The organism is Flammeovirga pectinis, assembly GCF_003970675.1.
In the GTDB taxonomy this organism is placed as follows: Bacteria; Bacteroidota; Bacteroidia; order Cytophagales; family Flammeovirgaceae; genus Flammeovirga; species Flammeovirga pectinis.
In genome coordinates, this window is sequence record NZ_CP034562.1 from 4,254,335 (window position 1) to 4,275,054 (window position 20,720).

Consider the following 20,720-nt stretch of genomic DNA (forward strand, 5'->3'; position numbering starts at 1 on the left):
TAGTTGTAGTATGATATTAGGCTTTTTCTAGTATTTCTGTGGTCTCTTTTTCTGAAGCTGAAGACCAAAGCTTTTCAATTTCTTCTAATGATTTCCCTTTTGTTTCTGGAATATACTTTTTGATAAAGTAGATAGATGGAATACAAATAATTCCGAAAATAATAAACGTGGCAGCTGCTCCTAACCCTTCTAACAACATCGGGAAAACTTGTCCGACAACTGCGTTTGCTGCCCATAAAACCAACGTACTTATTGACATTGCTTTGGCTCTGTAATTGGTTGGAAAAACTTCTGATGCCACCACAAATTGAACGGGGCCTAAAGAGAAGGCGTAACAAGAAATAAATAATAAAATACCTCCTACAACCCAATAACCACTCACTACATTTAAGGCAAATAAACTACCTGTAATAAGTAATGCGATTGTAACGCCAGATGCACCTAAAAGTAATAATGGTTTTCTTCCCCATTTGTCGATATAGGCAATAGCTAAAAAGGTAAATAATGTATTTACAATTCCTATGGTTACTTGTCCGCCCAATGATTCTGACATGCTAAAACCTGCAGCTGCAAGAATTGATGGTCCGTAATAAATAATGGCATTAATACCACATAATTGCGAGAATAACATCAAAAAGATAGAAATACCCATTGGCTTTTTAAGTGCTCCTGTAAAGAGGGTTTTCAAGTGGACCTCTTTGTTGTCCTCTTCTTTATCATCAAAATCAATGGCTAATTCTTTAGAGATTTGTTGTGCTTTTAAACGTTCTCCATGCAAAGCTAACCACCTTGGGCTTTTAGGTACTACAATCAATCCTAAAAGAAATAACCCTGCAGGAATAACTTCTACTGCAAACATTCCTCTCCATATTTCATCACCAAAAAAACCTGTAATAAGGGCAAATTCTTTTGCGTAAACTTGGATATAATTGTTAGAAAAATACGCTCCTAAAATACCTAAAGTTATGGCCAATTGGTAGATGGTAACTAAACGACCTCTGTATGCTTTTGGCGAGATTTCGCTTATATACAACGGGGCAACCATAGAGGCTAAACCGATTGCAATACCACCTAAAATTCTGTATAGAATTAACCCAAATAGAGACATCGAAAAAGCACACCCAATTGCAGACACTAAAAACAGCCCTGCGGCAACCATTAAAAGGTATTTTCTACCTAGTTTATCACCCAAATACCCTGAGCAACTAACACCTAAAATAGACCCTACCAATGCAGAACTAACAAACCACCCTGTAAGGGCAGCTGTTAGTTCGTATTGTTCTTTAACCAACGGGATTGTGCCAGAAATTACGGCAGTATCAAACCCGAAAAGTAAACCTGCCAAAGCGGCAACGAATGTAATAAAGATTACTTTTGCATTCATAGTCTTAGCATTCTTCAGATTTTACATAAGAGTTGATCACTTTTACGCGTCTACCAGATGTATTAATCAGTTTATAAGATCCACTTGCTGCCGGAACAACAAACGTTTCTGCATAATTTATATCAAAAGAATTTCCGTTTGTTTCTACAGTAATTGACTCCCCTTCTACCAAACTCATTACATGACATTGGTTCTTTAACTGTACTTCTATACCATGGTCGAACTCAAAACGCTCGATAGCATAAAAGTGCTCTTTATGGGTAGGTAGGTTAACTATTTTATAGTCTTTCCCTTCTTTTAATACCTCTGGAGTAGAAATTAATTCTTCCTGAACTTTTGCTCCTTTACGATCAAAGTTTAAGTTTTCCATACCACGTTCAATGTTCATCGGTCTTGGTTTTCCATCTAAATCTAGACGTAACCAATCGTACATTTTAAACGTGAAAATATAAGGTGTTGCACTAATTTCTAACACCATTCCGTCTGTTCCAGAACAATGAATTGTACCGTTAGGAATAAGGAATAAATCGTGCTTTTTTGCAGGGTGAACTTGCACATAATTTTCGATAGCTAACTCTTCAGAGTTTTCAAAACTATGTGTTAATGCTGCTCTAAATTTTTCTGGTTCAATGTCTTCTTGAAAACCCAAATATACTTTTGCATCTTCTTTGGCATCTAGCATATAATAGGTTTCGTCTTGCGTAAACTTATGTCCAAAGTTTTTCTGCATATATGGCACTGTTGGATGACATTGCACAGAAAGATTTCCCCCTTGGATAGTGTCCAAGAAATCAAAACGAATAGGGAATTCATAACCAAAACGATCACTTGCTTCTCCTAATACATTTTTATTATTGTAATACATTAAAAAGTCAAAAGAAACTTCTAATAAAGCACCATTTTGTTCGAAGACAATTCCATTTTCTGGAACTATCAACTCAAAAGACCAAGCGTAATTAGGTACATCTTCTGCCAATCCACCAATTTTTTCTTTAATCCATTGACCGCCCCATGCACCAGGTTCAAACCAAGGTCTCACTCTAAAAGCATTATTAGACATTTCTTCTAATCCTTTTCTAAAAGAAACCCCATCTGTCCAAGTGATCGCATCACTTCTTTGCTCATCAATTATGTAATCTATCTTTGGAAGAATAGCAGCTTTTTGATTGTTTAAAATTACCCAATCAATAAAATACATGCGTTTGTACTGAGGCTTTGCAGCTATACTTTCTTTTGCTCCAATATTAATCACTCCACCCGCACGAGAGCGGAATTGAATTTCATTTTTTGGTACATCAAGATAGACAACCTTAGCCCCTTCTACTTTTAATAAAGATGCTCCACAGCCATAAATCACTGTTAAAACATTTTTATCTACAGTAACAGCATCTACTTTTTGTTTATCGAAGAAGTCAATTAATTTCCCTTCAAATAATTTACCAAAAATAGGATCATCGCCCCCTAAATAAGGTGCTGTAATTTTATTTATTTCTTCTTCTGATTTTAAAGCTGCATTGATATTTACAAATTGTATTTTTTCAATTCCTTCACCTTTAAAAGCTTCTAATAATTGTGTAGTTACAGTTTCCCAAGCAACACCTACATACCCTTCTAATAAAAGGGTAGAATATTGCTTTAATTCTCCAGCAAGTGATTGGTAGCCAGTTTTAATTTCTCCTTCTTTTAAGGTATGTGATGGATAAATATCGTAAGCACCTTTTTCCGTTTTTTGTACTGATGAAGGCATCAAGTACTGTTTTGTATTTCTTGTCATGTTTGTTGATTTAGTTTTTATAAAATTTGATGCTGCTCCAATCATCGACGCTTCTTCAGTTTCAGCGTAAGCAACTATATCGTCTATATTTAAATTGTTTTTAATGGGAGTATCAAACAAAGACATTGCTTTTGTGATATTCCCACCAATAATCATTTTTGTAGGTTTAAATGTTGTACACCAAGGGGCTAATGTAGCTGAAAGGTTATTCCCAAATTCATCAAAAAGTTGTTTAGACGTTTCATTGTTAGCTTGCACAATTTCTTTTACGCCTTTTATATTTTCTCCTACTCTTTTTTGCCATTCCTTGGTAAACCACCTTGTAGAAATATAATCTTCATTTATACCTTCTTTAAAGGGAACAAAATGTAATTTCCCTTCTTCTGGTACTTCATTACCTGTGGTTACCATTTTGCCATTATCTACAAAACCAGAACCGTAACCTGTACCTAGTGTAATCCCTACTACACGTTCATTATCCCATTTTTTAGCATGTACAGCACCTAATATAAAGGCATCTGCATCGTTTATAAATTGGATATCATTGGGTGTTGAAAGGTACTCTTTTAATGCAGTATATAGTGCTAATCTTATATTCCATCCAAAGATGCTCTCATATTTACCTACACCCTTAATTTCTGATATTCCTAACGTATAATTAAATGGACCAGGCATAGCAATACCAATACCTTCAATTGGATTTGTGAAAGCTTGTAAGGAGTTTTTAAAAGCAGCCAACCAATCAGAAATGATAACATTTCCGTCTGTTGCGTTGCTATTTATTACTTTGTGATACACTGTAGATTTTACAACTTTTTTAGTAGTAAAATCGACTACCGCTGTTGTAATATGACTACCTCCTATATCTGCTGTTAAAATAAAATTAGACATTTTTAATTGATGTTAGTTCTAGCCAAGTTTAAACGTTAATGCTTAAAAGCATCTATTTATTAATTTCTATTTGATAGGTAAAACGATCTGCTCTGTAATACCCTTCATTGATTTCTATTACCCTTCCTCCAGGGTCTGAAACAATTCTTTTTCTAAATAATATGGGCGATCCTTCTTCTACTTCTAATAACGATGCTAGTTTATTATCTGCTAGCATTGCTGTTAATTCTTCTGCTGATTTTGTAAGTACAATAGAGGTTTGCTCTTCTATTATATCATACAATGGTTTATCGAATTTCTCGTTTACATCAAATTGTACTTTAGGATGAAACCACGAAATAAAATATACAAATGGCGATTCTTGATCTCCTCGTACTCTCACTAACTGATTTACCTCTTTGCCTTCCTCTATATTCAAAAGGCTGGCTAATTGTTCATCTGCTTTCTGTTGTGATAAATCAACTTTATAATTCTTAAAAGGAATACCCTTATTGTTCATTTCTTGTGTAAAAGAATGCCACTCAGATAACTTAGTACCAATTTTCCTTTTGGGAACAGTAGTGCCTACACCTTTTTTTCTTGCCAATAACCCTTCACTTACTAAAGTATTAATTGCCTGTCTAACAGTATTCCTAGATACGGCTAACCTATTGCTAATGTCTACTTCTTTCGGAAAAAGTTCTCCGTTATCATAATCTCCAGAATCTATTAATGCTCTTAAAACATCTTCTATCTGCTTATGAAATGGTATTGCTGATTTGTGGTCTATAGCTATGTTCATTATCTATGTTTATATGTTTGAACATACCAAAACAACAAAAGTTTTTTATTAATGTCAACCCTACGTTTATTGATTCGATATTATTAACAGATCACACTATACACACGCGTCTAAAAACTGCCGTAAAACATGTAATCTCTTTCTATCATTTTTATATCTTCTTTATTTTTATGACTTTTAAGTTTAATCACAACAGAGAATATGGCTATAAAAACCTTTTTATTTGAGACCTTTATTCTACATCCCAACGATGTTTTTCACTTGGCAAGAACAACCATAGACCAAAGGGAAGACCTCTTGTTGCATAAGCATAATTATGCAGAATTTTTTGTTGTTTCTGAGGGAACAGGTGTTCACTTAATAAATGGTGAAAAACAGCAAATTCAAAAAGGTAGCTTTTCTTTTATTCGCCCAGATGATGTACACACATTTATAAGAACTTCTAAAGAAGGGTTAGTTATTACAAATTTGGCGATAAAAACGGCTTATCTCAAACATTATATTGAGAGGTATTTTATAGAGGAGAAGGACTTTTATTGGCACAATACTACAGCTCCTTTTCAAGGTGTTTTTAAAGAGCAACAATTAAAAGAAGTGCTTTATAGAATTGACATAATGATGGATAAACCTAACAATTTTCTCACATTAGATTTGTTCCTTATTCACCTATTTGATCTACTTAATGAGTCCTCTTCTAAGGCGCAGAAAATTCCTAGTTGGTTAACTTTTGCACTAGAACAATTTCGTTCTCCATATCATTTAAAAAAAGGGCAAGATAGTTTTATCATGCTTTCTCAGCGTTCTGGAGATCACATTAACAGGGTAATAAAAAATATATTACATAAAACACTTACAGAACTAATTAATGAGGAAAGACTAAATTATGCTGCCAAACAATTGGCCATGACAAATGCACCAATTAAAGGTATTTATACAGATGCAGGTTTTGACAACCACAGTTACTTTTTTAGAGTATTCAAAAAACAATTTGGGATAACACCATTAAAATATAGAAACAAGAACCATAAAATTTTTTAAAGAAAAAAACAGGTGTAAAATACACCTGCCTCATTACAATCGAGCAATAATAAATAATCAGTGCGATCCAATAACTAAACTATGTATTGGAAAGATTCGGTTTTTACTTGCGTAATTAAAAACCTAGTTTTTGTGTTAATATTCTTACTTATTCAACTTCAGTCTTGTCGTCTACTTGTATAAATGTTGATATAGTTTGAGGGATTTTCATTTCTTGACCTTGTGCTTTAACATAAGTGTCTCCTTTAATTTCCTGATTTATAATACATTTAGAGATCCACCCGTTAGAACGGTTCAAATGATATGTCGACGTCATTGTTCCTTCACCATCAAAGCGAGTTAACATTCCGTTTGTCATTGTAAATTCTTTATTGTTGGGGTCTGTAGTAATAGTAGATTTACCTTCTAATATTACTTCAGTTTTAGAAACTGATGCCATAGTGAATTCTGTGGCAACTTCTGCTTTTATTACATTATCTAAGGCATACTTTGTTTGCCATGTACTCCCTTTTTTAACTATTTCAGAAGGGTAAATAGCAGTAATTGACTCTATATTTGTTGTTAAATTTTTCTCTCCATAAGATTGTTTTAACTGAGCAATCACCTGCTCTTTTTGCATTGCAGGAATGTCTTGTGTTTCAGCCAAAACTTGTTCCCATACATTATCCATTCCCTCAACTGCAATTACCTTTCCTTTGGTATTAATTTGCACTTCAAATCGTTTACTAATCATTGCTGATAAGATTGTAGAAAAAGGATCTTCCGATTTTGTTGATGAAAATGTTTGCATTTCAGGTCCCATCTGAATACCTACTTCTAACTCTGTATAATAAACATCCATAATATAGATGTTCTCCTTAACTTCTTTTACATGAAATACAGACTTGCTTTCGTTGTCCATATTTATGGTCATAGACTGGCCATTTACAGTTTGGTTAATAACTACATTACTAATTGAGTTCTGATTGTAATTATTTCCTTTTTGTAATTTGAGTGACAAATCTACTTTTTGGGCATGAGCGTTCATCATCATTAAAAGCATGATGAATAATACATTGAAAAATCTTTTCATTAGTTTAAAATTTAAGTCGTTTTATAAAGGCATATATTACCACGAAACATACAATAGAAAGTAAACTAAATACTGTTTTTAAAGTACTTTCTGATGTATATATCAAATAAGAGTTAAAAGCTATAATAAGTGCTATTCTATTAAGATTCATCCCTAATAATAAATAAATACAACGCAAAGAAAATTGATACAGTAGAAAGCCCCATAAGAAAGCCCCTTAGAAACCCCTCTAATAAAAAATATGAAGCGGCAGCTATTGCGATAGATGAGACAAGGTAGATTCCAATTCTTTTTGGGTTTCCTTGTAGATACTGTTGAAGTTTTGACATAGTTATTATTGAGTTTTCATACTTTCCCTGCATAAGTTACTAGGCAAGGAAAGTATAAAGTAATAGTGTATTTAGTTTACGAATAATAATATAATGTTCCGGTTTTTAGATAGCGTTGTTCTCATTATTATTTGACAAACTTAAACAAGTCTTTAAATAAAGTCAAAAGACCTCTTTTACAGATAATCATTTAAATAAAAGTGATCAATAAGTCTTTAAAAGTACTTTATAGCAAAAATATGACTAAGTCTAACTAGTAAATCAATATTAATAAAATCATTTAACAAAAAATACATTAACATTTACATGTCGATTTATTACTATTTATTTAAAAAATAATACAATAATAAAATCTCGCTATTTTAAAAGGTTAATAAGTAGCACCTACAACAGATTGTATATATAGAAACTTACATCAACCTATTTTAATGACCCTCATCATGTTGTATGTGATTAAACTAAATGAATTTAAATAAAATTAACTTAAATAAAAGTAGAGCGTCTATTGAGTTATACATATTTTATTTACAAAAAACGATTGTGATAATGAGAGATTTTTTAGAAATCATCAAAGGCTTTTTAGCAGTAGTAGTAACATTCTCGATAGTACTTGTTTGCGTCCATTTTATTTTAGGACCAGAACATAATGCTATTGATGATGTGCCTCAGACACATGTATACATAGGAGATAACACATCAGTTTAACTGGTCTAAAAATATACCCACTAGGCGGCATTGGTATTCTATCAGCGTCGCCTTTTTTTTTGTCCAAAAAGCACACTCTATTTAATAGATTTTAATATTACAAACAAAACAACTGTTACATTACAACCAATAGAGTTAAAATTGTATTTTTAGCTTTAATTAAAATGCTATATGGAATTACAAAAATACATTAGAGACGTTCAGGACTTCCCAAAACCTGGAATTGGTTTTAAAGATATCACACCTCTACTTCTAAATAATGAGGCTTTAACTGCTGCATTAAATGCTTTTATTAAATTGGTTGATGGGCAAAAAATCGACAAAGTAGTATCTATGGAGTCTAGAGGTTTCTTTTTCGGACCAATGATCGCAAAAGAAATTGGAGCTGGCTTTGTTCCTGTTAGAAAACCCGGAAAACTTCCTTATAAAACAATTAAGCAAGAATACGCATTAGAATATGGCACAGATGTTTTAGAAATGCATGTTGATGCTATCCAAAAAGGTGATCGTGTTTTAATTCATGATGATGTTTTAGCTACTGGTGGAACTGCAGAAGCTGTAGTGAAAATGGTAGAAGAAGCTGGTGGCATTATCGTTCAACTTGATTTCCTTATTGACCTTACTTTTTTAAACGGTAAGAAAAAATTAGCAGGTCATACTGTAAATGCACTTATTGAGTATTAAGCATTTATTGTAGACTATTAATTTAAGAAAGGCTTCTTTTCGCAGAATTACTGTAGAAAAGAAGCCTTTTTAGTAATACAATTTCTTTAAAAAGAAACTAATTCTATTTGATATTATTTATTGTTTAAACTTACAATAGATAAACTATCAGAGTCAGTTCGTTGTAAAATTGATGGTGTAACTTGTAATTTTTTCTAAAAGATTTATTAATGAGAACATAAAAAAAGTTGAACTGTTTAGTAATTTAGGTATCCCATTTAGCTTTCACATTATTGAGTTTTTTGAATGAAAATACCAAACTAAAACGATCTAGAATACCACCAATATCTGGTAGATTATGTTGATTTTAAAATAGGTGAATACACTATTAAATTTTATTCTTCTTAATTTCCTCCATGTGTAATGGAAGTGTTTTATAATATTCTTCGAGATCCCATTCAATATCAAAATACAAAAGATATTTTCCGAGTGAATCTAAACCCTTTTTTGCCTGCATACATTCACTTCTTCAGGGTCAATTCTAGTCTGATTATATAGAATACTGAAGTACTAAAAACGGTATACTATTTCCTTTAAAACCTATTTCTTCAGAGCCTAACTAACCCTACTTATCTATATTTTCACAAACCAATAAAGCATTTAATGAGTCTGAATTTTGCAACTTTTTTAATGCCGAAGGAAATTCTGAAGTTAAATCTAATGTAAGAAATCAAAGTACTTTAATAATTAATTTAAATTCAAATACTATAAATTAGACTAAAGAAAATTAAAATATGAGTAACCCAAAAGTACTAGATTGTTCTAAATAGAAACCAATAGACAACCCAGTATCACGAATTATTATAAAACTTAACCTGAAAATTATTTTGAATAACATGAATAACCAATCAAAGTACATAGCACCTTATCACGCAGTATGTATTACCTCGAATTATGAGTTTGTAAGTTCGAGAAAAGAAATGATTCCAATAATTGATAGATTAGAATTAGATATTAAGGTTGCTATCAACTTTGCAAATACAAAATTACCTGTAAAACTAGTTCTTTTATCTGAATGTGTAATCCAAGGTTTTCCAGATGAGCTCCAGGATATGGACCCGTTAAAGTATCTTGAAAATATAGCTATACATATTGATGGACCTGAAATTGAAAGATTCAAAACTATAGCTAAAGAAAATGCTATATATCTTGCAGCTGGTTTTAGAACTGTGAAACCTGAATTTCCAGGTAGATATTTCAATGAAGCAATTTTATTTAATCCTAAAGGTGAAATAGAATTACAACATTATAAACATTCGGTTTTGTTTCCTACGGAACATTCAGCAACTCCACACGATGTATTAGATCAATGGATTGATTTATATGGAGATAATTTGGATTCTTTTTTCCCTGTTGCAGACACTGAAATAGGAAAAATAGGCCTTTGCTTGGCTATGGGAGGTTCATATCCAGAATATATAAGGGGTATGGCAATGAATGGTACTGAAGTATTATGTAGAATGGGGACTCCTCATCCATTTGATGGTGCTTTCAAAATTCAGAATCAAGCTCATGCTTTAAATAACACACTTTTCGTTGTGGGAGCTGAAGTAAGTACAGGTACAGTAGTTCCTAATAGCTCACCTGTGGGTATGGCAAATGGTAATTCACACGTAGTTAAATACGATGGTAGCATCATCTCTGAATCTTTAGGTGGTCAAGGCGATTATTTTCTTGCAGGTGAAATTGATGTAGAATCTTTAAGAGAATTTCGTATATCTTCTATGGTAGCAAATTGGACAAAAGATTTAAAAACAGAAATAATTCGTAAAATATATGAGAAGCAGATACTGCCTCCTAATATGTATAAAGACGAAACTCCATACAACACAAAAGGATATATTAAGAATGTCCTGAAAAAACAAGTTGAATTGATGATAGAAAGAGGTGTTTATACTCCGCCATCTAGTTCAGGTTGGAGAGATAGAATAATAGGAGCAAATCTTGAATAAAAATAAGTATAATTAAATTTAAACCTTACATTCTTTCAATAACTGTGTAAGGTTTAAAACTAAAGGATTAGGCTAACTTTATAGTCTAATCCTTTAGTTTTATATGCATTTTTGATATTGTCACTGCACTAAGAATTGATTTACCATTTCCATTAAAATGTTTTTTTGGTCATTAAACACTTCGTGACCACAGAAAGGGATATTTGCAAAATCGGCATCTTTGATTAATTCAGATAATTCAAACGATGATTGCTTACTGCATAAATGGTCATTATCTCCACGAATTATTAAGGTTGGGCAGTTTATATTTTGTACTGTTTCATCTGGGTGACCCGTTGATGTTTCATCAATCCACATTTTGACCATAGCCTTGGTTAGTTTATCAAAATCTGGATCAACGTTTAGATTTTGATACTGTTCATACGTTTCTGGAAACCTTTCTTTCCATTTTTCAGTTGTTATCGCTTCTAAAAAAGATTTTGAGTTTGCCAGTGATTTTGAATGCCAACTAGAACCAATAACTATTAATTTATCTACTTTTAATGAATTGGAACTCGTTAACCTCAAGGCAGAAATCCCCCCATCACTAAACCCTAAAATCACAGGGTTTACTAAATTTAATTGTTTAATAATTACTTCAATGTCCTTTTCAATACGAGCATATGTTAGTGCCTTATTTCCTAAAGTTGATTTACCTTGACCTCTACTATCAATTCCAATAATACGGTATTCATTTTTGAGTAACGGGATAATTCCATTAAAATCTTCTATGTTTCCAAATCCTCCATGAAGAAATAATAAAGGCTGCTTTTGAGGGGTTCCAATTTCTTCAAAATATATTTTAGCAGAATCAATTTCTATAAATGTATCTGATTGATGAGTGAATTTCATTTTTCTAAGAGCTAATTTTTAATTACTAAAACACCTACTATATGTGCTTTTAGGGTTATAATTAAATATACTGCTTTCTTTTAAAATGAGGTAACTGAATGGTAAGATTCATCTGATAGATTACCAACTATTATAAATCTCAATGATTTTCAATTTCGATTTAGAAACAAAAAATAAATCATGTACAATCCTGCTATTTTATGTATTTCTTAATGGTTTTAGATAGTGTTTATTCTTCGGATTATCTCTTTTAAAGAGTCTTGTGCTTCTTTCATTACAGGAAGAAAAGGCCAAATATGTGGCATGTTTTTCCCTTCAATAACTTCAAGATTTACATTAGCATTCTTCATCTTTAATTCGGCCAATTTTGTATCCGAATACATAATGTCGTTTTGAGAAAGAAACAAGATTGTTTCAGGAAATCCTTCAAAGTCTCCATACAAAGGAGAAATCATAGGGTCTTTCAAATCCATAGTGCCAGCACACATCTTTTTTGCACTCAATACTCCAGCTCTTGAAAGCATTGGGTCTAATTTTTCAAAAGAATCAATTGCTGGATTAGACATACTAGCATCCATTACTGGAGAAACAAGAATTAATTTAGCAGGTAATTCAATTTTATTTATTTTTAAACGCTGAGTTAATGCAGTTGCTAAAGTACCCCCAACGGAATCTCCGATAATAGCAATATGGTTTGGTTGATAATTCTTTAGTGCTTTAGAATATATTGCGTCAATATTTTCAGAGATTTTAGCTATCTGATTTTCTGGTGCTTTTGGATAATCACACATCCAAATTGTATAGTTCGTTCTTTTTGCAATTTCTTTTATTGTATCCCAATGATGTTGTGTAGGACCAGAAATAAATGCTCCTCCATGAATAAAGATTAGCAATTTATCAGCTTTTTCTACACATCCTATTTCTGTAATTAAGGACTCTGACACTTTAAAAGTTTTCAGTATATGTTTCTTGAAAAACCGATCATTTGGTAGCTTAACATCTTCTTTCCTAATCTTTTTGAAATCTATTGGTACCTTACTAAAGTCTCTTTTAATTCCTTTTAATTTTATAACCAAGAGTATGATATAATATGCTAAGCTTTGTTTCATTTTTAAAATTTTGTTTTAGATAATCAACGTGCAAGAGAACATTACCCAAATATGGAGTTTTAGCTGATATAGAGTTATCTATGTAAGGGACTATTTTGAGGTCGATTACTTCAGTCATTAAAGTTAAAAACTTTAATGTTTAGGTATTTCCAGTTTTAATGGTCTACCCTTTAATTTTTCACTTTTGACTAAAATTCTGAATTCTTTCTGTAGTATTGGTGATTAGACCACATTCTCTTCCTCTAAAACTTCCGTGTGTTATTTGTACTATCCAACATTACTTTACAAGGATGTTGGGCACTGTATTTTTTTCAATTATTAATGTTAGGTTCAGCAATTTACTTGAATTAAACCTTTCTTGTCCAAACCTATTTTCCTTATATATATTTATTCCTATTTCTTCATCAGTAATACAACCATCTTCAACGTGAATTTCTCCTACAAAAAAATATTCAATTTGATAATGATTCTCATCCAATTCTAGCTCTTCCAAAGGTTTTGTGAAGTCAATTCCTAAATCCATTGAGTTTCTTTTCATCGCATTCTTAATTTTTTCTATACAGCTATTTTCAATTGCTGTATTAGTGAACTTATAAGCAAGTTGACTATAAGCAAGTCTTGTAGACTCTTTTTCATAGATAAATATTCCTGATGGATGTTCTTTCATAATTATTATTGTAAAAATATTACCGTTTATTTTTGATTTGTATTCAAATACCAACTATAGACTTGCTATTTTAGCTGATGTTAGCATTTGCGATATGTGGTTAAAAATCTCCATTAAAAATCAAATGAGTCACCTCCAGAATAATCTGATGAAGAATCATGATTACTTGATTCATAATCAACCCCTGAATCAAAAGAACTTGAAAATGAATCTATTATATCCATATTCATAAATATAGGCATTGAGAAAACCTCATAAATAGTTTCAAAATCGAAATCATATTCTGAAGAGTCTTTTATAGTTGACCCATGAATAAAATTTGAATTAAACTTCTCTATTAATTCTGAATTGAAATCATCTAATAAAAAAATATTTGAACCTAATTCTTTAAGAATTTCAGTAAATTCTTTGTTTGTTAAATCATTAGATTTTAGTCGTTTATTATAGTGATTTAAACTAAGTTTGATTTTTTTTCTTAAATTTCTACCTTTTGAGTTTAGAAAAAATAGATTAAAATCTTTGAAGCTCAAAGTTTGATGAAATAAACCAAATAATTTAAAGTCTTCATTAAGTTGTAATGCTTTATATCCTTGACCATTTCCACATAATGGTAATATTTCTTTGATTAACTTCCTTAATTGTATCCTTCTATTCTCTATTTTAAATGATTCAAGGAAGATATTTTGATGAATGTTATAGATATATTCATTGTATTTTTTTCCTCTTGATACATAGATAAATAAACTTTCTCTTCGTCTTTTTGGGTGTGGGAATTTCCATTCCTGTTCTAACATTAAAATTTCTTTATAAAGTAAGTCATATAAAGCAAATTTCAATAAATCCGTATTTTTTGATTTAATAGGATTTAATATCATATGTGTTTGAGCAGGAGTTAACTTTTGAAGGTTCATTTGATCTGTCATTTAGTTAATGCTAACATTATACAAACGTATTGCAGTTTATATCTATTTTATTTCAATGAATAAGGCGTTATATAAGCAACCTCATCAATATCCTACTGTAAAAGTTATAGGGTATATTTTTTGAGCAATATATACTGCAGTTATCCTATTGTTAATACACTACTATTAATGGAGCTACAAGTTTACTTTGTTTTAGTCGCCAGAAAGAAGATGTTTATTAACCATAAGTAAGTTGTTGATAATAGAATTGAAATACAAATTTCTACGCACTGATACTAATAAAATGTTTGAATCGATTACTGAAAATAAAATTTCAAAATCAATTCGTGAGCAAATGCAATTCTTCTCCATCATCAACTTAAAATGAAAACAAAACAGTCGGCTAAGAAAATTTAGACAAAAAAAATCCCTAAAAGGGATACTCTCTTGAAAATTTTGGAAGAAGTGAGGGGAGTTTTAGTCGTGAAGAAGCAAATAAGAAAGGGTTAGACACATTTCTTCTGTTCCATTGCTATTGATGGGTTTTTCCAGACTTGAAGTGGAGCTTCTTTTTTGATTAAGGCACGCATCCAATAATATTTTGGGGTGGATGCTGAACTTTGTTCTTTTTGGAGTTTTATATGTTCCAGCCAAAGTTCGAAAAGTTCCCAATCATCATGGTACATTACATCTTTTATTCCAAGACGAAAAGCATACATTTTTGGGAATGGGGTAAACTTAAATCTACTAGAATTAAATTTCACTTTATAGTGTCTGTCTGAATACCAAAGTAAAAATCTTCTTTCAGTGTGTAACTCAGAATCATTTTTCCTTATTGTGTTAGGGCGGATAGGTCTTGTTTTTCTACTTCCGCCTGATAACTTCTTACGGGCTAAATATAATTTATGGGCATATTCTGCATTGTATTTTTTAGTAAGTGGGTGGGTATTACGTTTCAATTCACGATATATGGTTGAAGTAGATACTTCTAACCCTTCCGCTATTTCGGGAACACTGAATATTTTTTCTTCTATCAGTCGTTGTATGACTTTTCTATGGTAGAGCTGAAGGTTTTTCATGATAATTTAATCTAAGAAAATAGCGTTATACTGTAACAACATTAGAAATTAAGTGATAAGACTTCCAAAGTCTAATCTTGAAGGATAGCTTATACTTTCTTGTAGTTGTATCTGATTGATTTTATCAATAAAATACTGAGTTCCTCCTTGGTGACTTCCGAATGTTGATACGTTTTGATCGTTAAGAATATCTTTAAAATTAATAGTTTGCATAGTAGCAATTCGTTTATGAAAATCGTTGCAGTCTTTAAGTACATAAATTTTGCAAAACATTCTTTTATTTTTTAATATCCAGAGCTAATTTTATCCCATTTTCTTAGATTGTAAATAGTTTTTATTGAGATAGTTATGAATTTTAAGCTAAAATGATGAACAAGTTAGTCGCCTTCTTTATGAGATTAGATTTAACTCTATCTAAAGATTAGGGTATACTCCACCTATTTGCCCTTGTTGAAGAGAAAGAGAGGTGATTAGAATGTCTAATTTTTATTCTCAAAAAGAAAGGGCATAAAAAAGACTTCGCATGAAAAATCTATCCTAACTTACTCCTAAAAGAAAAGTATTTCAATCAAACATTCAACTAGAGCTTAGTTTTAGGGTATGAAAGCCAAACTAAGCCCTAATTATTAGGTTTTCATTTTAATGAAGCTTAACTATACATAAACGTATTACTATTTATTTTTTCCTTGCAAATACAACACGCTCAACATCACATACTCCCAATTTTCTACCTGTCGGTTTAACATACCAATTATCTAATTCACGATAACTGACATCTTCAATAAGCTCCCAGTTATATTTTTCAAGAAAACCTTTGATTTCATTTGGGTTAAAACATGATATCCATAAATTATTTCTAACAGTTAGCTTATATAGTACCTTTTGATTGAACAAATTCTTACCTTCCACGAAGTCTTTAAGAACATAAGTAAAAGCTAAAAAACTTCCTTTTGGCGAGTTTGAAAAGAAATCAAATGTTTTTTCAAGATTTGGCATATCAAGATATTGTGATACTGCTTCCCAAATGAAAAAAGTTTTTTCTTCTGGATTATATCCATTACTCTTCATTTTTTCATCAATACTTTCCTTGATAAAATTAATCGGAACTTGCTGCACATATTGAGGAAAAACTCCGAGTGCTTTTACAATAGCTTTTCGTTTACTATTTACACTTTCTGTTTGATCCATCTCGTAACATTTTTTATTCTGAAGTATAGGAAATCGATACAGCCTAGTATCCATACCTGCACCTAAGTTTACAACATTATGAATATCATAATTCTCAATAGTTTCGATCAGTTTGGAATCAATATATCTTTTACGAACAAGGAACATACTCCACCCTCCAGGCATCAATTTTTCGGTAAGATTCACTAAAAAGGTTCTTATTGAAGCGTATTTTGAAATTTTAATCCAAAATCCATTCATGCCTGAGAAAAGTTTAGGGGCAAGATCATCATTTATGATTCTCTGTTGAATTGGAAAACTTTGTTCAAAGCCTACATTAGCTGTTGGTTTAACTCCTGTTTTTCCCGCTTCCTTAGTATATATTTTCATAGTATGAGTTAAAAAGTTCACTTTTACAATCTAATAAAAAGGACGCGTATTATTAAATTATAGATAACTTACTTAAGTCAGTACTATTTTAACTTTTATAAGTTCTATTCTTTACTTATTTATTTAATTTTTGATAAAAAACGAGTTTTCATCTCTTTTTATTCACCTTAGAAAGACTTAATATCGTAGAGTAATTAAAGATTAATTTCAAAGAATAATAATTCAATTATGACATTTAAAAAAATATTGCTCGTTTTCATTACTGCAGGAATTTACTCTTGTTCTTCTACACCGCCAGCTGTTCCCAAAGTTGAACAGAAGGTAGATCAAGAAGTTGTAGAATTAGATAAAAAAATTAGACGTTTTACGCCTGTAACAAAAATTGATCATGCACGTTTTGCACGTAATGAGGGTGTTTATACTCCTCCATCTATTGTTACAATTTTTTCTAACCCAAAAGTAAATACAAAACTTATTCAGAAGAATCCATTAATTGCAATAGATTTACCTTATAAGGTATTGTGTTACTCAGAAGCAGATACATCTAAAGCCAGCGTAGCCTATACTTCTGCAGAGTTCTTAAAAAAGAGACACGGTTTAACAGACGAGGATGTTAAAGATTTTAATAAAGACATTGAAAAAGTAATGAGTATCTTTCCTGAAGAGAGTATAGTAAAATCTTCAACAAAAGAGGTTACTAAAGATTTTGGTATTCTTACTATCTCTTCAAAATATGATTTTGAAACTACTGTTAAAAGATTAAATGAGGCTATTGGATCACAAGGTGATACAGAGTTCTTTGCTGTAGTTGATTATCAAAAAGATGCTAAAAAATATGGGGTGGATATGAACCCAATGCAACTTATCCTTTTTGGAGGACCTGCTCCTGGTGGTAAAGCAATGCATACAACTCCAAGAATTGGTTTAGAAGCTTTCTGTCAGAAATTATTAGTTTTTGCTGATGACGAAGGAAAAGTTACCGTTGCTTTTAATGATATTGTAGATTTTTCTGAACTATATTATGATACGTGGACTATTCCTCAAAGAGTAATCAATTACAGGTTAAATGATACTTTTTCTAGTGCAGTAATGGATTAATTCATTATCAATATTTCAAAACAAAAATGAGTCACACTTTCAAAAAGTTTGACTCATTTTTTTATGCTTTCAATTTTACAAATTTGATTACTTATGCTGGATAACTACTTTCTTTTTTACAATACCTTCACTAGTTTCAATAATCATTTGGTAAATACCAGGCGTTAAATTTAAAGAAGAAATAACCTTTGGTACATTATGATAAAGTGAGATTTCTTCATTTTTATAAAGTATCCCATTCATTGTATAGATACTGAGTTTTACACGTTCATTTAGTGTTACAGAAGAAATTTTAAAATCCCCTTCCGAAGGGTTTGGGTAGATTTTCACTTCAATTTTACTATTAGAATTTAGTGCATTTACTGTACTTCCTATTTGTAGACTAACAATTTGATCGAATGGTGCGTACTGAGTATTACCATCATTATAAAGACGTAAATTGACCGTTCCGTTACTTGTTACAGTTAATTCACCTGCAGAAATAGATGCATTGGTAGAAAGTACTTCAATAGTTAAAGGTAAACGCTGATTACTCTCTAAAGTTGGTAATGTAAACTTTCCTAAAGCATTAATTTGATCAAAAACTGATGCTGTAAATGTTTGTTGTTCTCTATCTAAAATAGAAGAATATTGGCTAAATGCAGTCTGGGTTGAATTTGGTCTAAAGAAACATCCAAAGTCAATTTCATTATCACCATTAAAATCACCAACAAATAACGTATTGGCAGTAACCTGATTTGAACTCAATTCAGGAGCTCTCTGCAAAGGAAGTTTAGCTGAAAGTGTATTTTCTAAACTCGTTGTTAAGATAAATGTATAAACTTCCCATCGGTTATCGTTCGCATATAAAACATCTATGTCCCCATCGTTATCAATATCTCCTAAAAAGGAATTAGAAATAGATAAATCAGAAGTATTTACTGTTTTCCAATTAGTTGCAAACCCAGAAGAATAATTGTATCGTATTTTCCAATTAGTACCATCACTAATAATAATGTCCGTGTATCCGTTGTTATCAAAGTCTGCAGATTTCATATCTACAGAAGCCAATAAATTAGTAGGTGTAGTAGATTCATCAGATGAAAGACTATACGTTGCACTTGTTAATTCTCCATTCCTAATAACGAAATTCTCACCATTCAAAATAAGAAAATCTTTCACATTATCATCAGAAAAATTGCCTACTAAAACTTGAGTAGAACCTGTATTATTACCTCCTATAGATTGAAAAGAAGAAAAAGAAGTACCTGTGCTATAAGCTATATTAATAGGATCAGAAGCTACGGTTAAAAGATCATCTTTGCCATCATTATTCACATCTTTAATTAATAAAGAAGTAATAGTTTCAGTAGTACTTCCCCACATTGTCCAATTCTTAATTCCTCTTTCAGAAATGAATAGACTTCCATTAGATAATCTCAAAAGGTCATCTTTACCATCTCCATCAAAATCACCTATTTTTATTTCAGAGGGATTCCAAACAAAAGGTGAGATGATTTTCCAATTATGATTAGCAGAATAAGAAACACAAAAGTAATTGATAGCAGTTGCTGTTCTATTGCCAGAAACATCCCAAATATTAGAACCAACAAGGTTGTTTTGTGCAAGATTTCTTAATTCTTGTGTTGTTAACTGTTGTCCTAACATCTCTTTATCTGCCCCAGCAGTATAATTATTCTTTACTTTAGCTAGGCTTTTTGGGATACCCCTTATTAGAATCCCTTCTTGGTTGGGCCATTGTGTTTCTACTGCATCTTCAAAATAGTTGTGCTCAATAATAATTGAATCGCCTGCAAAATTACATGCTTGATCGAACTGACAACTAGAACTAGATGGAGATGTAGTATCAAATAAGCCGTGCATATCAAATGAATGATCATCTCTTAAACGATTAGGGTAAACGCTATTATATAATGCTGTATACGCCTCGTAACCATGTGTACTACCTGCTATTGCATGTTTATTATTATCAAATAAGTTGTATGCAATAAATGTATTCGTTGTCGGATCATTAGAGTAAACTGAAAGACCATAACCAAATGTAGATCTTGTGGTCCATTGATGGTTGTTACCTTCAAAAATATTGTGATGAATATACGCAAGACTGTTTTTAACTTCTATCCCACTTCCTACAAAATCTTTGATTAAACAATTATCTATTTCAGAGTTTCGTGAATTATCTATTTTTATACCATTAATAACATAGCTTGATATATTTGTATTCGGAGCATTACCGACAAGAGATTTTGGTCCAACCAAGTTTAAGCCCGTTATTCTTACGTTATCAATTCCCCATTTAATTTTAAAAATATATCTATAATTTGAAGGGTCATTATCTGATCTTTGAATTGTTGCACCTTTTACTTCTTCTTTACCTCTGCCCCCAGCAATAATTGTCCCATCAGCTTTAATTTCTAAGACTTTATCTGCTGTTAGCGTTAATGTAGTATTATCTTGAATGTAAATTTTTGTCGTCTTATTATCTAATGCTATGATTAATTCATCAATCGAAGAAACAACTGTATAATCAGTAATATCTTCAATTATCCCATCATAATCATTTCCACCTCCGTAGGGACCAACAGGAAAGCTATTCACCGTTGACATATAATTATTTTGTCCCCATAATACAGAAGGAATAAGAAAAATCACAAAGTAAAAAAATGATTTATTCATAAGTTAATGAGATTAAGAGAAATAGAATTAGGTTTATAAAGTATTGATAATTATCAATTTACATATTTTAGGTGAATAGATTCGCTCCTACT

At 31.3% G+C, this 20,720-nt stretch carries 19 protein-coding genes; 5 read left to right on the forward strand and 14 right to left on the reverse strand.

The window, feature by feature from the left end:
* Positions 1–16: 16 nt before the first annotated feature.
* Genes EI427_RS17020 through EI427_RS17030 form a run of 3 tightly spaced genes read right to left on the reverse strand, consistent with a single transcriptional unit; the run spans position 17 to position 4,830 of the window.
* On the reverse strand, positions 17–1,384 hold the full coding sequence (locus EI427_RS17020) for a sugar porter family MFS transporter (protein WP_126616991.1): 1,368 nt from the start codon (positions 1,382–1,384) through the stop codon (positions 17–19).
* Positions 1,385–1,388: 4 nt separating this feature from the next.
* The gene (locus EI427_RS17025) at positions 1,389–4,049 is read right to left on the reverse strand and encodes an ROK family protein (protein ID WP_126616994.1); all 2,661 of its coding nucleotides are present in this window, start codon (positions 4,047–4,049) and stop codon (positions 1,389–1,391) included.
* Between the two features lie 52 nt (positions 4,050–4,101).
* On the reverse strand, positions 4,102–4,830 hold the full coding sequence (locus EI427_RS17030) for a GntR family transcriptional regulator (protein ID WP_126616996.1): 729 nt from the start codon (positions 4,828–4,830) through the stop codon (positions 4,102–4,104).
* 201 nt (positions 4,831–5,031) lie between these two features.
* On the opposite strand from EI427_RS17030, the gene EI427_RS17035 reads away from it, so the two are divergent.
* Entirely contained in the window at positions 5,032–5,868 is an 837-nt protein-coding gene (locus EI427_RS17035) for a helix-turn-helix domain-containing protein (RefSeq protein WP_126616998.1), read from the forward strand.
* Between the two features lie 148 nt (positions 5,869–6,016).
* On the opposite strand, the gene EI427_RS17040 is transcribed toward EI427_RS17035, so the two are convergent.
* Entirely contained in the window at positions 6,017–6,940 is a 924-nt protein-coding gene (locus EI427_RS17040) for a DUF6263 family protein (protein WP_126617000.1), read from the reverse strand.
* Positions 6,941–7,080: 140 nt separating this feature from the next.
* Positions 7,081–7,269, reverse strand: coding sequence for a hypothetical protein (locus EI427_RS17045; protein WP_126617002.1), 189 nt, complete (start codon positions 7,267–7,269; stop codon positions 7,081–7,083).
* Positions 7,270–7,815: 546 nt separating this feature from the next.
* Between EI427_RS17045 and EI427_RS25920 the strand changes: the two genes are divergently transcribed.
* Entirely contained in the window at positions 7,816–7,974 is a 159-nt protein-coding gene (locus tag EI427_RS25920) for a hypothetical protein (RefSeq protein ID WP_155523295.1), read from the forward strand.
* Positions 7,975–8,145: 171 nt separating this feature from the next.
* A complete protein-coding gene (locus tag EI427_RS17050) occupies positions 8,146–8,658 on the forward strand; it encodes an adenine phosphoribosyltransferase (RefSeq protein ID WP_126617004.1) in 513 nt (170 codons plus the stop codon).
* Between the two features lie 367 nt (positions 8,659–9,025).
* Here EI427_RS17050 and EI427_RS26345 read toward each other — a convergent pair whose 3' ends face one another.
* Positions 9,026–9,154: a hypothetical protein gene (locus EI427_RS26345; protein ID WP_262708868.1), complete on the reverse strand. Its 129-nt coding sequence runs from the start codon at positions 9,152–9,154 to the stop codon at positions 9,026–9,028.
* A gap of 379 nt (positions 9,155–9,533) precedes the next feature.
* On the opposite strand from EI427_RS26345, the gene EI427_RS17055 reads away from it, so the two are divergent.
* The gene (locus EI427_RS17055) at positions 9,534–10,649 is read left to right on the forward strand and encodes a nitrilase-related carbon-nitrogen hydrolase (RefSeq protein ID WP_126617006.1); all 1,116 of its coding nucleotides are present in this window, start codon (positions 9,534–9,536) and stop codon (positions 10,647–10,649) included.
* A gap of 120 nt (positions 10,650–10,769) precedes the next feature.
* Here EI427_RS17055 and EI427_RS17060 read toward each other — a convergent pair whose 3' ends face one another.
* The 7 genes from EI427_RS17060 to EI427_RS17085 form a co-directional block, all read right to left on the reverse strand.
* Positions 10,770–11,540, reverse strand: a complete 771-nt coding sequence (locus EI427_RS17060; protein ID WP_126617008.1) for an alpha/beta fold hydrolase — start codon at positions 11,538–11,540, stop codon at positions 10,770–10,772.
* Positions 11,541–11,758: 218 nt separating this feature from the next.
* The gene (locus EI427_RS17065) at positions 11,759–12,649 is read right to left on the reverse strand and encodes a YqiA/YcfP family alpha/beta fold hydrolase (protein ID WP_126617011.1); all 891 of its coding nucleotides are present in this window, start codon (positions 12,647–12,649) and stop codon (positions 11,759–11,761) included.
* A gap of 277 nt (positions 12,650–12,926) precedes the next feature.
* Complete coding sequence (locus EI427_RS17070) at positions 12,927–13,316, reverse strand: hypothetical protein (RefSeq protein WP_126617013.1); 390 nt, start codon at positions 13,314–13,316, stop codon at positions 12,927–12,929.
* Positions 13,317–13,429: 113 nt separating this feature from the next.
* Positions 13,430–14,227 (reverse strand): hypothetical protein, encoded by a 798-nt coding sequence (locus EI427_RS17075; protein WP_126617015.1) that lies wholly within the window; start codon positions 14,225–14,227, stop codon positions 13,430–13,432.
* Between the two features lie 497 nt (positions 14,228–14,724).
* Complete coding sequence (locus EI427_RS17080) at positions 14,725–15,297, reverse strand: helix-turn-helix domain-containing protein (RefSeq protein WP_126617017.1); 573 nt, start codon at positions 15,295–15,297, stop codon at positions 14,725–14,727.
* 48 nt (positions 15,298–15,345) lie between these two features.
* Entirely contained in the window at positions 15,346–15,510 is a 165-nt protein-coding gene (locus EI427_RS25925; protein WP_155523296.1) for a hypothetical protein, read from the reverse strand.
* Between the two features lie 462 nt (positions 15,511–15,972).
* Entirely contained in the window at positions 15,973–16,854 is an 882-nt protein-coding gene (locus EI427_RS17085) for a class I SAM-dependent methyltransferase (protein ID WP_126617019.1), read from the reverse strand.
* 228 nt (positions 16,855–17,082) lie between these two features.
* Here EI427_RS17085 and EI427_RS17090 point away from each other — a divergent pair, with 228 nt between their 5' ends.
* Complete coding sequence (locus EI427_RS17090) at positions 17,083–17,952, forward strand: DUF302 domain-containing protein (RefSeq protein WP_126617021.1); 870 nt, start codon at positions 17,083–17,085, stop codon at positions 17,950–17,952.
* 87 nt (positions 17,953–18,039) lie between these two features.
* Here EI427_RS17090 and EI427_RS17095 read toward each other — a convergent pair whose 3' ends face one another.
* Positions 18,040–20,628 carry a T9SS type A sorting domain-containing protein gene (locus EI427_RS17095; RefSeq protein ID WP_126617023.1) on the reverse strand — a complete coding sequence of 863 codons (2,589 nt, stop codon included), beginning with the start codon at positions 20,626–20,628 and terminating at the stop codon, positions 18,040–18,042.
* Positions 20,629–20,720 lie beyond the last annotated feature (92 nt).

Excerpts from the sequence above, each read along its gene's own strand:
- EI427_RS17020 (WP_126616991.1), bottom strand. The coding sequence starts at position 1,384 with ATGAATGCAAAAGTAATCTTTATTACATTCGTTGCCGCTTTGGCAGGT.
- EI427_RS17025 (WP_126616994.1), bottom strand. The coding sequence starts at position 4,049 with ATGTCTAATTTTATTTTAACAGCAGATATAGGAGGTAGTCATATTACA.
- EI427_RS17030 (WP_126616996.1), bottom strand. The coding sequence starts at position 4,830 with ATGAACATAGCTATAGACCACAAATCAGCAATACCATTTCATAAGCAG.
- EI427_RS17035 (WP_126616998.1), top strand. The coding sequence starts at position 5,032 with ATGGCTATAAAAACCTTTTTATTTGAGACCTTTATTCTACATCCCAAC.
- EI427_RS17040 (WP_126617000.1), bottom strand. The coding sequence starts at position 6,940 with ATGAAAAGATTTTTCAATGTATTATTCATCATGCTTTTAATGATGATG.
- EI427_RS17045 (WP_126617002.1), bottom strand. The coding sequence starts at position 7,269 with ATGTCAAAACTTCAACAGTATCTACAAGGAAACCCAAAAAGAATTGGA.
- EI427_RS25920 (WP_155523295.1), top strand. The coding sequence starts at position 7,816 with ATGAGAGATTTTTTAGAAATCATCAAAGGCTTTTTAGCAGTAGTAGTA.
- EI427_RS17050 (WP_126617004.1), top strand. The coding sequence starts at position 8,146 with ATGGAATTACAAAAATACATTAGAGACGTTCAGGACTTCCCAAAACCT.
- EI427_RS26345 (WP_262708868.1), bottom strand. The coding sequence starts at position 9,154 with ATGCAGGCAAAAAAGGGTTTAGATTCACTCGGAAAATATCTTTTGTAT.
- EI427_RS17055 (WP_126617006.1), top strand. The coding sequence starts at position 9,534 with ATGAATAACCAATCAAAGTACATAGCACCTTATCACGCAGTATGTATT.
- EI427_RS17060 (WP_126617008.1), bottom strand. The coding sequence starts at position 11,540 with ATGAAATTCACTCATCAATCAGATACATTTATAGAAATTGATTCTGCT.
- EI427_RS17065 (WP_126617011.1), bottom strand. The coding sequence starts at position 12,649 with ATGAAACAAAGCTTAGCATATTATATCATACTCTTGGTTATAAAATTA.
- EI427_RS17070 (WP_126617013.1), bottom strand. The coding sequence starts at position 13,316 with ATGAAAGAACATCCATCAGGAATATTTATCTATGAAAAAGAGTCTACA.
- EI427_RS17075 (WP_126617015.1), bottom strand. The coding sequence starts at position 14,227 with ATGAACCTTCAAAAGTTAACTCCTGCTCAAACACATATGATATTAAAT.
- EI427_RS17080 (WP_126617017.1), bottom strand. The coding sequence starts at position 15,297 with ATGAAAAACCTTCAGCTCTACCATAGAAAAGTCATACAACGACTGATA.
- EI427_RS25925 (WP_155523296.1), bottom strand. The coding sequence starts at position 15,510 with ATGCAAACTATTAATTTTAAAGATATTCTTAACGATCAAAACGTATCA.
- EI427_RS17085 (WP_126617019.1), bottom strand. The coding sequence starts at position 16,854 with ATGAAAATATATACTAAGGAAGCGGGAAAAACAGGAGTTAAACCAACA.
- EI427_RS17090 (WP_126617021.1), top strand. The coding sequence starts at position 17,083 with ATGACATTTAAAAAAATATTGCTCGTTTTCATTACTGCAGGAATTTAC.
- EI427_RS17095 (WP_126617023.1), bottom strand. The coding sequence starts at position 20,628 with ATGAATAAATCATTTTTTTACTTTGTGATTTTTCTTATTCCTTCTGTA.